General features: G+C 56.8%; 10 protein-coding genes. All 10 read left to right on the top strand.

The features are described 5' to 3' along the window. The first annotated feature begins 14 nt into the window (after positions 1 to 14). Positions 15 to 743: a dolichyl-phosphate beta-glucosyltransferase gene (locus tag G491_RS0117230; protein ID WP_051327340.1), complete on the top strand. Its 729-nt coding sequence runs from the start codon at positions 15 to 17 to the stop codon at positions 741 to 743. A 234-nt stretch (positions 744 to 977) separates the two neighbouring features. Continuing rightward, entirely contained in the window at positions 978 to 1,502 is a 525-nt protein-coding gene (gene infC, locus G491_RS0117225; RefSeq protein ID WP_012610929.1) for a translation initiation factor IF-3, read from the top strand. A gap of 123 nt (positions 1,503 to 1,625) precedes the next feature. Then, on the top strand, positions 1,626 to 1,823 hold the full coding sequence (gene rpmI / locus G491_RS0117220) for a 50S ribosomal protein L35 (protein ID WP_012610930.1): 198 nt from the start codon (positions 1,626 to 1,628) through the stop codon (positions 1,821 to 1,823). Between the two features lie 65 nt (positions 1,824 to 1,888). Then, entirely contained in the window at positions 1,889 to 2,239 is a 351-nt protein-coding gene (rplT, locus tag G491_RS0117215; RefSeq protein ID WP_028315475.1) for a 50S ribosomal protein L20, read from the top strand. A gap of 168 nt (positions 2,240 to 2,407) precedes the next feature. Beyond that, on the top strand, positions 2,408 to 3,412 hold the full coding sequence (gene pheS, locus G491_RS0117210) for a phenylalanine--tRNA ligase subunit alpha (protein WP_012610932.1): 1,005 nt from the start codon (positions 2,408 to 2,410) through the stop codon (positions 3,410 to 3,412). A 66-nt stretch (positions 3,413 to 3,478) separates the two neighbouring features. Further along, on the top strand, positions 3,479 to 5,884 hold the full coding sequence (gene pheT, locus G491_RS0117205) for a phenylalanine--tRNA ligase subunit beta (RefSeq protein WP_028315474.1): 2,406 nt from the start codon (positions 3,479 to 3,481) through the stop codon (positions 5,882 to 5,884). A 53-nt stretch (positions 5,885 to 5,937) separates the two neighbouring features. Continuing rightward, positions 5,938 to 6,297 (top strand): MerR family transcriptional regulator, encoded by a 360-nt coding sequence (locus tag G491_RS0117200; RefSeq protein WP_028315473.1) that lies wholly within the window; start codon positions 5,938 to 5,940, stop codon positions 6,295 to 6,297. Positions 6,298 to 6,358: 61 nt separating this feature from the next. After that, positions 6,359 to 8,965: a spermine/spermidine synthase domain-containing protein gene (locus G491_RS0117195; RefSeq protein ID WP_028315472.1), complete on the top strand. Its 2,607-nt coding sequence runs from the start codon at positions 6,359 to 6,361 to the stop codon at positions 8,963 to 8,965. Then, the gene (locus G491_RS0117190) at positions 8,958 to 11,102 is read left to right on the top strand and encodes a hypothetical protein (RefSeq protein ID WP_028315471.1); all 2,145 of its coding nucleotides are present in this window, start codon (positions 8,958 to 8,960) and stop codon (positions 11,100 to 11,102) included. The genes G491_RS0117195 and G491_RS0117190 overlap by 8 nt, the downstream gene beginning before the upstream one ends. Next, a complete protein-coding gene (locus tag G491_RS0117185; RefSeq protein ID WP_028315470.1) occupies positions 11,095 to 13,227 on the top strand; it encodes a hypothetical protein in 2,133 nt (710 codons plus the stop codon). The genes G491_RS0117190 and G491_RS0117185 overlap by 8 nt, the downstream gene beginning before the upstream one ends. The last annotated feature ends 36 nt before the right edge of the window (positions 13,228 to 13,263 follow it).

Genomic DNA, 13,263 nt, shown 5'->3' with positions numbered 1-13,263 from the left:
AGGAGGGAAGGCGGATGGTGAAATTATCGATCGTCATTCCTGCATATAATGAAGAAGACCGCATTGTGCGGACCCTGGAAAAAACCGTGGACTACCTTTCCGCCCAGGATTATTCCAGCGAAGTGGTGGTGGTGAGCGACGGCAGCAAGGACAACACCGTGGCCGTGGCCAGGGGCTATTCCAAGGAAGGCGGGCCGGAAATCCGGGTTTTGGAGTATTTTCCCAACCGGGGCAAGGGCTGCGCCGTGCAGTACGGCATGCTGCGCGCCCAGGGAGAGCGGGTTTTGTTCATGGACGCGGACTACGCCGTGCCCATTGAGGAAATCGTCAAGCCCATGGAGGTTCTGGACAAGGGCTTCGACGTCGCCATCGCCTCCCGGGCCATGACCGGCGCCGTGGTCAAGGAGACCCAAAACCTGCCCAGGGCCGTTTCCGCCAAGGTGTATAAAATCATCCAAAGGCTGGTTTTGGGGATCCGCCATCCGGACACCCAGTGCGGGTTCAAGATGTTCACCCAAAAGGCGGCCCGGGATCTTTTTTCGCGCCAGAAGCTTCACAGCGTGATATTCGACCCCGAGATTTTGTGGCTGGCCCGTCAAAGGGGCTATAAAGTGGGCGAATTCCCGGTGGTTTGGTCTCATGTGGAGGATTCCCGGATCGTTTACGACAGTCTGGCCAAGTCGCTGTTTGTGTTCCAGGAGCTGTTCCGGATTCGCAAGGTGCACGGTTCGGAAAAAAATTAGCGGAAGAATAATCATTTGCTTGCCAAAAGGGCATTTTTCTGACATCCTTAGGGTTTAATGCGGGAAGTCACGAGAAAAGGCCCCCGCATCTTGGGAAAACGCACTCCATAGCCCGCCCGGACAGGCGGCTCAGGGCTATATTTTCCTCTTGCATTATGGCATGGTGTATTGTATCTACCACACCATCTTGCACTATGGAGTACGTTTTTTGAGCAAACTTTAATCAGGTGGGAGGTGACAGGTATAAACAAGCGGGTAAACATCAATAAAAAGATTAGAGCCAAGGAAGTTCGCCTGATCGACCAAAACGGCAATCAGGTGGGGGTGATCCCGATCCATCAAGCCCTTTCCGTAGCGGAAGCCTCGGGATTGGATCTGGTGGAAGTTTCGCCGAACGCCTCCCCGCCGGTCTGTAAGATTATGGACTATGGCAAGTTCAAGTATCAGCAGACCAAGAAACTCCAGGAAGCCAAGAAAAAGGCCTCTTCCTTTTCCGTGAAGGAAATCAAGGTCAGGCCTAAAACGGGGGATCACGACCTGGACACGAAAATCGGCCACATCAAGCGCTTTTTAGCCAACAATGATAAAGTGAAAGTGACCGTGATGTTCCGGGGCCGTGAGATCGCCTTTGCAGACAGGGGACGCGCAATGCTCAAGCGCGTACAGGACGCCACCGCCGAGTTTGCGGTGGTGGAGCAATTCCCCAAGTTTGAAGGCAGGACCATGATAATGGTCCTGGCGCCCAAGGCAGAGAAGTAAACATACAGAGCAGCCTTATTCCTGACGCCCCGTACTCATACGGCGGGGCGTTTATTAGTGTTTAGGCGCTGCAGAGAAATATCCCGGCTCCCCCATGACAGGAGCCCCAAAGGAGAAGGAAAGATGCCAAAAATCAAGACCAACCGGGCGGCAGCCAAACGGTTTAAGAAGACGGGCTCGGGAAAAGTAAAATATTCCAAGTCCTTCGGAAGCCATATTTTGGCCAAAAAATCCCGGAAGCGTAAAAGGGACTTGCGCCAGAGCCACATTCTGGACGAAGCCAACATGAAGAACATCAAAAGGCTCCTTCCTTACTGGTAGAGAGTTCTTTTTAACAGACTGACCCGCCGGAAAGCCGCTTGCTTTCCGCGCAAGGGAGAAGAATCATGCGTGTAAAAAGAGGTTTTAAGGCGCGCAGACGCCGTAAAAAAGTACTCAAGCTGGCCAAAGGCTTCCGCGGAGGACACAGCAAGCTCTACCGCACCGCAGCGGACACCGTGGACCGGGCTCTTATGTACGCTTACAGGGACCGCCGTCAAAAGAAACGCGACTTCCGCGCACTCTGGATCGCCAGAATCAACGCGGGCGCCCGTATGAACGGCCTGTCCTACAGCAAATTCATCTACGGACTGAAACAAGCCGACGTGGACCTGGACCGCAAAGTTCTGGCCGAACTGGCGATTTCCGATCCGGCATGTTTTGCTGAAATCACCAGCCTGGCAGCAAAACAGGCATAAGCAAAGCCCAAGGTCTCACCCGCCGCAGTTCTCATGACGGGTCCTCCCCTTGGGCTTTGGTTTTGTTTGTAGACGCCTTTCGGGGCGTTTGGCTCCATTTTGCCGCCATTCCTGTAATCATGCGCCCCGCGGCGCCCCGCGGGGAGGTTTATTTGCAAAAAGGCTACAGTGAAAACACAAATCCAAGAATTACGGACCCAGGCTCTGGCCGACATTGAGTCGGCCGGCGACGCCAAAGCCATTGATGAACTGAACATCCGGTATTTGGGCCGCAAGGGCCTGGTCAATGATCTCATGAAGGGGATGGCCAAGGTTCCGGCCGACGAAAAACCCCTGATCGGGCGCCTTGCTAACGAATTGAAAAATGATCTCCAGGACGCCTTTGCCAAGGCCGTGGAGAAATTCGGTTCCGGCAAAGAGGCCGGGGACGTCGTGGACGTCACCCTGCCCGGCAGGCCCAGGAAGGTGGGCGGACTCCATCCCCTCACCACTATCAACCTGGAAATCTGCGACATCTTCACCCGCCTGGGCTTTGACATCGCCCAGGGGCCGGAAGTGGAATTGGATTATTACAATTTCGAGGCCCTGAACTTTCCCAAAGACCACCCCGCCAGGGACATGCAGGACACCTTTTTCGTGTCGGACAACGTGGTGCTGAGAACCCATACCTCGCCCATGCAGGTCCGCACCATGGAAAAGCAGAAGCCGCCCGTGCGCGTTATCGCCCCGGGCAAGGTTTACCGGTGCGACTCCGACATCACCCACACCCCCATGTTCGCCCAGGTGGAAGGCCTGGTGGTGGACAAAGGCATTTCGTTCGCCGACCTCAAGGGGGTGCTGACCACCCTGGTGCACCAGATTTTCGACGATAAAACACCGCTTCGATTCCGGCCCAGCTTTTTTCCGTTTACCGAGCCCAGCGCCGAAGTGGATATCGGATGCGTCATGTGCAAAGGCTCCGGCTGCCGCGTGTGCTCTCACACCGGCTGGCTGGAAATCCTGGGTTCGGGCATGGTCCATCCCCGCGTTTTCGAGTTCGTGGGATATGACACCTCCGAAATCTCCGGCTTTGCATTCGGCATGGGAGTGGAGCGCATCGCCATGCTCAAATACGGCATCGACGACATCCGCAAATATTACGAAAACGACCTACGCTTTTTGAACCAGTTTTAATTCCAAGCCGAAATCGTCTTCGTCAGATTAATTTTTTGAAATTTCCCAAACGGATTAGGAAAGATTATGTTAGTCAGTCTGAAATGGCTCCAACAATACGTCAACGTGGATGCGGATCCCCAGGAAATCGCCCATGCCCTGACCATGGCCGGGCTGGAGGTGGAAGGGGTGCATGACAGGTTCGCCCACCTGCAAAAAGTGGTGGTAGGCGAAATTCTGTCCGCGGAACCCGTGAAAAAGTCCGACCACTTGCAGGTTTGCCAAGTGAACGCCGGCGGCCAGACCTTGCAGGTCGTGTGCGGCGCGCCCAACGCCCGGGCCGGGCTGAAAGCCCCCCTGGCCCTCCAGGGCGCCGAGTTTCCCGACGGCATGGTCATTTCCAAGGGCAAGCTCATGGGACAGGTTTCCGAAGGCATGCTCTGCTCTGAAAAAGAGCTGGAAGTCGGAGCAAACGCCGGCGGCATTATGGAACTGGACGACTCCCTGACTCCCGGCCAAAACCTGGCCGAGGCCCTGAATCTTTCCGATACGGTTTTTGAACTGGGGATCACCCCCAACCGGTCCGACTGCCTTTCCATGATCGGCGTGGCCCGGGAGCTGGCCGCCATCTACGGCGTGGAAATGACGCTGCCCGACGCCAGCCTGCCTGAAGAAGGCGACGCCGTCGAGGACGTCACCTCCGTGGACATCCTGGACCCGGATCATTGCCCCCGATACGCAGCCCGTGTGATCAAAGGCATCAAGATCGGCCCCAGCCCCAACTGGCTGGCCCAGGCCCTGCTGGCCGTTGGCATTCGCCCCATCAGCAACATCGTGGACGTAACCAACTACGTGATGATGGAAACCGGGCAGCCTTTGCACGCCTTTGACTACGACCTGCTGGAGGAAAACAGGATTGTGGTTCGTCTGGCCGCTAAAGGCGAGAAGTTCACCACCCTGGACAGCAAGGAAAATGAGCTGGAAGACGACATGCTCATGATCTGCGACGGCAAAAAGGCCGTGGCTTTGGCAGGGGTCATGGGCGGACTCAACTCCGAAATCAACGACAACACAACCAACGTGTTGATCGAAAGCGCCCATTTCAGCCCCATGAGCGTCAGAAAGACCGCCAAACGACTTGGGTATCACACCGAGGCTTCCCATCGATTCGAACGCGGCACGGATCACGAAGGCGTTTTGTTCGCCGCCCAAAGGGCCGCCCAGCTTATGCTGCAGACAGCCGGAGGCGTTTGCGCCAAAGGGGCGGTGGACGCTCACCCGGTCACTGTGGAAAAGACGGAGATCACCCTTTCCGCTTCCCGGACCAACGAAATTCTGGGCACGGACATTCCTTTCGACCAGATCGTGAAATACCTGGAATCCGTGAACATGGAAGTCACGCCCATTGACCAGGACTCCATGAAGGTGCTGGCTCCGGTCTACCGCGTGGACGTGTCCCGTCCCGAGGATTTGATGGAGGAAGTGGCCAGGCTGTTCGGATACGACAACATTCCCACGACCTGGCCGGCCGCGACCATGGAAATCCATCCGTCCGACCCCATCCGGGATTTCGGGCTGAAGTTGAGGACTTCCCTGAGCGGCCGGGGCTTCCGCGAGGCCATCAATTACAGCTTTGTGGGCGCTGATACGCCCCAACGCCTGATGCTGGCGGAATCGGACAAAAGAACCCAGACCCTGCCCATCCTCAATCCTTTGACCGAGGATCAGGCGGTCATGCGTACGTCTTTGCTGCCCGGGCTTTTCGCCTCCGTGGCGGTAAACATCAATTACCAGAACAAAGACCTGGCCCTGTTTGAAATCGGCAAGACCTTCATCGCGGAAAAAGGCCAGGAACTGCCCACGGAAATCGAGTCCCTGTGCCTGGTTCTTTCCGGCGCGGCTGCGGCCCCGTCCTGGCAAAGCAAGGCGGTTCGCACGGACTTTTTCGAGATGAAAGGCTGCTGCGAGGCTTTAATGGCGGACTTTCATATCGAAAACGCCGAATATTCCCGAATTGAAGACGACTCCGCGCCTTATCTGGTCAAAGGCCAATGCGCGCAAATCGTCTGCCAGGGCCAGCGCGTGGGCGTGCTCGGCAAGGTCAAGCCCGAGGTTCTGAAAGGATTTGAAGTCAAGCAGGACGTGTTTGTCGCCGAGTTTAACGCGGCCGCCCTTTTGGCCGCCGTCCCGGATGCACTGACCTATCAGGCGCCGCCCAGGTTTCCCGCCACAGACAGGGACATCACCATTGTCCTGGACAAGAAGGTGGAAGCCGAAGCCGTCCTGGCTCACGTCCGCAAAATGGATCAGGAATGGATCAGGGCGCTGGAGGTTGTGGCCGTCTATGAAGGCGAGCCCGTGCCGGAAGGCAAAAAGAGCCTGTCGTTCCGCATTACGTACAGGTCCGACTCCACGACCCTGCAAGACAAGGAAGTGAACGAGGTGCATGAAGGGATTGGCAAGGAATTGACGGAAGCCTTTGGGGCTGCCTGAGTTCCGGCCAAGGCCTGAGAGCCAGTCCTGCTTTTTCCCATGGAGGGGTGTCCATGAGTGAAGAATTCGTGCTGGACCCTGATAAGCGGTATTTCAGGATTGGAGAAGTCAGCTCCATAGCAGGACTTAAACCCTCTGTATTGCGTTTTTGGGAAAGTGAATTCAAGCAAATCCGCCCCGGCAGATCCTTGTCAGGGCACCGGGTGTACAAACGGACCGACCTGGACCTGATCCTGCGCATCAAGGATTTATTGTACACCCAAAAATTCACTATCCCGGGGGCCAAAGCCGCCCTGGCCCAAGAGGGCAAACAAGCCAAGGAAGTCAAAGAATCTTCGGCAGGCAAAAAGTCCGCCCCGGGTCTGGAGGAAATCAGGGACGAACTGCTCGCCATCCGTCGAATGCTGGACTGACGGGCGTTGCGCGCTTCGCTCTCGCCCGCCGCTCCTTTTTTTCCCGCATGGTTACTAGGCCTTGAAACCATTATCGGACTCCCATTCTGAACAGACTCCCGGGATAGCCCGTCCCGTCCTGGCCGGCGTATTTTTTATTTCGGCCTCGGCCCTGGCCTATCAGATCGCCCTCACCCGCCTTTTTTCCATTATCATGTGGCACCATCATGCTTATCTGGTCGTGTCCGTGGCCTTGCTGGGCTTTGGGGCCTCGGGCGCCGTCGCCGCCGTAAGATTCAACCAGAGCCAAAGCGCCTCCGTGTTGACCAGGGGCCTGTTTCAAAGCGCCCTGGCATTCGCCGTCGCCCTGCCCGCTTCGTATTTCTTAAGCTCCCGCCTGCACATCGAAGCCATGCAGCTATTGGGCGATTGGAAAAACTTCTGCACATTTTTGGCCCTGCTAGGATTGCTGGCCGTCCCTTTTTTCTTTGCAGGATACGTCATCGCCGTTTGCTTTCAGGCGTATTCCAGGCAGGCGGGCAAGCTCTACGGGTTTGATATGCTGGGCGCCGCCCTGGGCGCCGCGGCGGCCCCGCTTTTATTGAACGCGGCGGGCGTGAACGGCGCGGCCATGGCTTCGGCCGTGCTCGCCGGGCTGGCGGCCGTGTGCCTGTCCGCAGAAAAAAGAATGGGAAAATGGGCGGCCGCCGGCCTCACCATGCTCTGTTTGCTGGCCTTTCTGGGCTTTCACTCAGGGCGTTTGTTCTGGGAGATTCCCATGGATCTTTCCAAGCAAAGGCTCACCATCGCGTATCAGGAAGACCCCCGACTCAACAAAGTATACTCCCTGGAAATTCCTTTTTCCGGAGGCAGGCATCTGGTTTACAAACGCTCGGTCCCGGACATGGGGCGGCGCGACATTTTGCACAGCGCCATCGCCCAGTTGGACATATGGCCCGAGCATTACATGCATATGCTTGGCGGGGGGGAGTTCGGCGTGGTGGACTATCAGGAGGTCCCCATGCGCATGGTCACCCAGGACGGCATCGGGCCGACCTTTTTATACAAGGACGCCGGCGACCTGAAAAAATTCCCCTCCCTGGACGATTCGCAAATTTCCTCGGCGTACCTGGCTTTGAAAACCCAGGGAAAAACCAGGCCGAAGGTGCTGGTCATCGGCGTGGGCGGCGGCATCGATGTTATGACCGCCCTCTTCCATGACGCCGCCTCGGTCACCGCCGTGGAGATCAACCCGGCCATGATCCGCATGGTTACGAAAAAATATGCAAGCTACATAGGGCATTTGTTCTCCGACCCTCGCGTAAAATTGATTAACGAGGACGGCCGATCTTTTTTGGATCGATCCCAAGGCGAGTACGACGTCATCCAACTGACCGGGGTGGATACGCTTACCGCCCTTTCCACCGGAGCTTACACCCTGAGCGAAAACTACCTGTATACGGTGGAGGCGGTGGAAAACATGCTGGATCGCCTGTCCGAAAACGGAATGATCTGCTACTCGCGGCCCATATTCTCCCTGTTCGGGCCCCCTCGTGAAACCCTGCGCCTGGCCGTTACGGCCCGGACCGCCCTGGAGCGCTCCGGCGTACAAGCGCCCTGGCGGCATGTCGCCGTTCTCCAGGCCAATAACTGGGCCTCCACCATGATTAAAAAGAGCCCTTTCACCCCGGAGGAATGCGCGGCTCTGGCCGAGTTCGGCCGCAGGGAGGGTTTTGCAGGGGTGGTGTTTGCGCCTTACCTGAAAAAAGGAGATGAACAGCTTCCCCTGGATGCTTTTTCGCGCTCCAGGCGGCTTTTCCATCAGGCCTTAATGTCGGACGGCGCGGAGTTGAATAGGCTTTTAAAAGAGTCGGCTTTCAATTTGCATCCGCCCACGGACGACAAGCCGTTTTTCTTCAATTACTACAAAATTTCCAACGTGGCTTCGTGGTGGGGCCATGGCGCCAGGGGGGAGATGAAAACCAAATTCCTGCCGGACTTTCCCGCCGGGCACATGATCCTGACGGCTGCGGTCATCCAGGTGAGCCTGTTGGCGGCCTTGTTCATCCTGCTGCCCGTATGGATTTGGAATAGAAGGGGAGCGCCCCTCAAGGCCAAAGCAAGGACATTTGTCTACTTCGCCGCGCTCGGCCTGGGATTTATGTTCATTGAAATCTGCCTTATGCAAAAGCTCATTCTATTTTTGGGGCGCCCGACATACGCCGTGACCGTTGTCCTGGCCGGAATGCTTTTTTTCGCCGGGTTGGGCGCCTGGCTGTCGGAACGATTTCCCCCCTGGACCAGGAAAAGCCTGTTGACTGCAGGAGCGGGCGTGTTAATCCTATGTTGCTTCAACGCATTTTTCCTGGACGCCTTAACCGGCCTTTTGACGGGACTGCCTTTGCCCCTGCGCATGGCCGCGGCCTGGGCCTTGATCGGCCCCACGGGCGCAGTTCTGGGCCTGTTCTTTCCCTTGGGGATTCGCGCTGCAGCGGAAAAGTCTCCGGCCGTGATCGCCTGGGCCTGGGCCGTCAACGGATTTTTTACGGTCCTGGGATCAGTGCTGGCCATCATGGCGGCCATGAGCTTTGGATTCTCCCGTGTGCTATTGCTGGCGGGCCTGATCTACCTGATGGGCGCGGCCTTTGGCCTGGCCTTGAATAGGGAAGCAAAATCAGCCGATGGATGATCTGAAACGGATTTTCCCCAAAGCCTTTTGCCTCATAAATTTCTGGTGCCTGGCTATGGCCCTGGCCCAGGGCCTTACCCTTGCCTACGCCGCAATCGGAACGCCCACCAGCCAGAAATCCATCCTTATTCTCATGGGCGCCTTTTTGGCCTGCTCCTGGGGCGGGCTCTTGTTTTACAAGGCCTTGGAAACGCTGAGCAGACAGCGCCGCCATTGGGTTCTGGTGGTGACTGCCATGTTTCCGGCGGCCGCATTAAGCGTGATTCTGGCGCAAAGCTCCGTGCTCAGCCCGCTTTTGCTTACGCCGTTTATCCTGTTCGGATTGTTTCGGTGGGCGCCCAAACTGGGGGGTGAGCCTGAACCCAACCTGGAATTGCCGGTCACAATTTTCTGCCAGATTGCAGCGTTAAGCCTGCTCATTAGAACAGGGCCTTATTACGCCTTATCCTTTATTGCGGCGACCGCCCTGGTTCTTGGCTGGCACGCGTCTCAGGCCGGGCGTAACGAAATGTACTCCATTGAGCAGGCGGCGTTAGTCAGTCCGGTCATGGCTTTGTGGCTGTTTGTAAGCGCATCGGACCAGATCGCCGCGATATTTCCGGGGCCGTCGCAAATCTTATATTGGATGGGCCTGGCCGCCTCCCTGTTGATGGCGGGAATCCTGGTTTCGCGGAAGTTCCAAGGCGGCCTGTGGATCAACCGCCTGTGCATGGCCATGTTGGTTGCCAGCCTGCTTTTTGACCTGAACCTGGGCTCGGTGCTAGCCGTTCCTTTAGCGGACTGGGATTTCCACTGGTGGGTGCATGTTGCGCCGGGTTTGGACGCCATGTACAAAAGCATGCAGCCGTTCGTCCATTACGCGCCCATCGAAGGAGTGGCCTGGGCTGCGTGGGCGCCCAGGCTGTGGTTTGAAATCCTGAACGGAAGCACGGCCGGGTATGGGCTTGTCTTCGCCCTATTCAGCCTTCTGGCCCAAGCATTGTGCGCGGCCTTGATGGGCTATGGGTTTTATGCGATCGGCCGTTTAAAGCCGTTTCAGGCCGCTTGCGCAGCCTGCCTGATCGCGGTTTCCAACCTGACGCTGCTGCAGACGTCCTATCCCTTTCCCGGCGGATGGAGCATTGCGGAACGCGCCCCGGCTTTTTTTCTCTGCGTTCTGGCCTTTTTGTTCTTTTGGCGGGCCTCTGAAGCCGGGGAAAACGTCAAGGCCTGGGCCGCGGTTTGCCTGGGAGCCGTGCACATGCTCTCGTTCCTGTGCGAAACCCTGCTGGGCCTGGGCGCCATAGCCGGACTGTTGGGCGTGATGATTCTGGCGCCGCAACGAATACCGCAAAAAAAATACATCCTGACGGGCGGATTCGGTGCCTTGATCGTAATATTGCTGATCGTCCGGCCTTCCTTATGGAGTTTTTTCGTCCTTCAACCGCTCACCCTGATCCAATCGGGCATGAAGCACATGGACCCGAACGGCCAGGTAAACATATTTTCCGTTTTTTACCGCAGCCGCCTTCTATCCACCTTGCATTACACATGGTCCCTGGCCGCGCTCACAGCCTTTTTATGTTTACTGCCTTTTAAGCCGTGGAAAAGCCGGGCCTTTACGCCGGGCTTGTACATATTTTTGATTACGTTTTTTATGTTTATTTCCGGCGGGCAGCGTTATTTCGGAGACCCGGAGGGAACCTATTCCACCGTGCATTTCGCGGCCCTGTCCTCGGTGCTTGTCATCCCCTTGATCATCTGCACTGTGAGGATCGGCCTGGATTTATGGGGCCAAGCCCCCCTGCCCTCCTGGGCGCCCAAGGCCCTGGCCAGCCTTCTTATTGCAGCGGCCTGCACGACAGGCCTGTTTTACGGCAAGTCCCCGGGAACCCTGAAAATCCAAATGACGGGACGGGAGTTCAACCCCACTGCCTGGCAGACCCAGGAGCATTACAATGCGCCCTACGACTACGGCCTGGGGGATGTGTTGTCTTATTACTATACCTACAAAAACCGAAAGGCCGTTTTGACCGGCCCGGCGCCCCTGGCGATCCATTTGCAGCCCTATTCCCTCTGGAAAAACAATCCGGAGATTCAAGTTCCCATAGCGCGGACCATGGGATTTTTCCATAAGCAGGAGTTCGGCCGTGACTGACGCCAGGCAACATATGCGCTTCGCCCTATGGCTGGGGAATTTCGCCTGCCTGGGATTGTGTACGGCTTATTGGGCTGGTTTGGCGGCCGCCGGGGTTGAACCGTCCGCCGGGCAAAAATCCATTGTAATGGCGCTGATTTGCGTTCCGGCGAGTGTATGGGTCGCAAAGCGGATTTGGGACGGCTCGGATCATTGGAACGCCGAGAGGCGGGACTTTTTGCTGCTTTGCAGCTTCATCTTTCCGGCGAGCGCGGCGAACTTCGTCTTCTCTCCGGCCGAAGCGCCCGGCTTTGTGCTGGCGATCCCGTTTATGGGCATGCTTTGGGCGAAAATATTTACAAGGGAGTCGGACAGCCTGGAAGAAATGGCCGAAGGCTTTGTAACCCTGCTGTGCCAGATTGCGGCGGCGGGCCTGGTTTTGCGAGTTTCGTCGTTCTGGCCTTTAAGCCTTGCCGCGGGGCTATTGGCGTGCGGCGCGGGATACTGGGCCATGGGCCGCAGCAGGCCGGGCTTTCTGATCGCATTTTTAAGCCCTTTGACGGCATTGTGGTTTTTCCTGAACCTGTCCAATCAGCTGGTGAACAGCTACCCGGTTCGCTCCAGGGCGGTCCTTATAGCCGGCGTCATCGTGTACCTTGGATTGATCGTACTGGGCCTTATTTTAGCGAAAAACAAAAGCCCGAAGCTAAAAGTCTTCAACCGCGCATGCCTGATAGTCTTCGCTCTCAGCCTGATTACGGAAGTCGATGTTGAAGCCGGGATGGCGACGCCTTTGTTTTTGCTGGATTTCCACTGGTGGATTCACGTGGCGCCCGGCCTGGACGCCGTGTACGACACCATGAAGCCCTACGTGCATTACATACCTTTTGAAGGATTCATCTTTGAAACCATGCTGCCAAGGCTTTGGTTTGCGGGCCTTAACCAGACCATGGGCGGTTTTTTCATGCTCATGGCCGGGTTCTGCTTCGCCTCCCAGGCCTTGTTTTTGTATCTGGTGTACGCCTTTTTGATCAAAATCCTGGGGGCCGCGCGGTTTTCCTCCGCCTTGCTGGCCTGCGCGATGGTCATCACCAACCTGAGCCTCATAGGAATCTGCTATCCCTTCCCCGGAGCGTGGACCATCGCGGAACGCAGCCTTGTCTGCTTTGTGTGCGCGCTCTTGTTTTTCAGGCTTTATGAAAAAGGAGGCGGCCCCAGGTTCGCCCTGTTGGTTGGCGGGGTTCACGCCTTTTCGTTTTTCTACGAGCCTTTTTTCGGATTGGCCGGCCTGTGCGCCCTGGCCGGGGTTATGATTTTTTCACCCGGGCGAGTACAAAACAAAATCTCCGTCGCGGCCGGCATTGCGGGCGTGATCATCGCATTTATCATTGTCTTCCGCATTCCCTTGTATATGTTTTTCATCCACCAGCCCTTCGCCATGCTGGATTCCGGAGGCGCCCTCGTAAAACTCGGAGAAGGCAGGCACCTGTTCATGGCCTTGTTCCGGGAGCACACCCTTTCCGTATTTCATTACCTGAACGCCCTGGGCGCCATGCTGGTTTTTATGGGAATCCTCCCCACCAAAGCACGGCGGCACAGGTTCTTCGGCCTGGCCCTGTATTTGTTCATCGCAACCTTTTTTATGATGATCTCCGGCGGACAGCGCTTTTTCGGAGAGCCTGACGGGACCTTCAGCACCGTCCATTTTGCGGCCATGGCCTCGGTGCTGGCCGTTCCCCTTTGGATCTGCCTGATCCGCATTATTCTTGATTCTTCCGGCCTGAAAGACTTGGACAAAAACGCCCTGGCAAAAATCTGCCTGGCTGTCGCCGTGCTTATCGCCTTTACAGACGGCGTGCATAAAGGCCTGGCGCCCGGCTCCTTGCGGGCCGGAATCAGCGAACGCCGGTTTGAAGCCACGGCATGGGACGACCAGATTCATTATCAGGCGCCCTTTTCAAACAGCGTTCCTGTCATCCTGAAGTATTATTTTGATTGCAAGTCCCGGCGATACATAGCCAACGGCCCCGCCCCCCTGCCCATCCACTTTGAGCCTTACGACAGGTGGAAAGACGAGATCCTGCCCATGCAGCCCATCCAGGACATCCGGGCTTTCATATCCCACTCGCGCATGAAAAAGGAATAGCGGCGCCTTGTCGAATGCAAACTGTTGCCGGGCCGG

Source organism: Desulfatibacillum aliphaticivorans DSM 15576 (assembly GCF_000429905.1).
In the GTDB taxonomy this organism is placed as follows: Bacteria; Desulfobacterota; Desulfobacteria; order Desulfobacterales; family Desulfatibacillaceae; genus Desulfatibacillum; species Desulfatibacillum aliphaticivorans.
The sequence above is the reverse complement of the archived record's forward strand: the minus strand, read 5'-3'. Positions and strand labels throughout refer to the sequence as shown.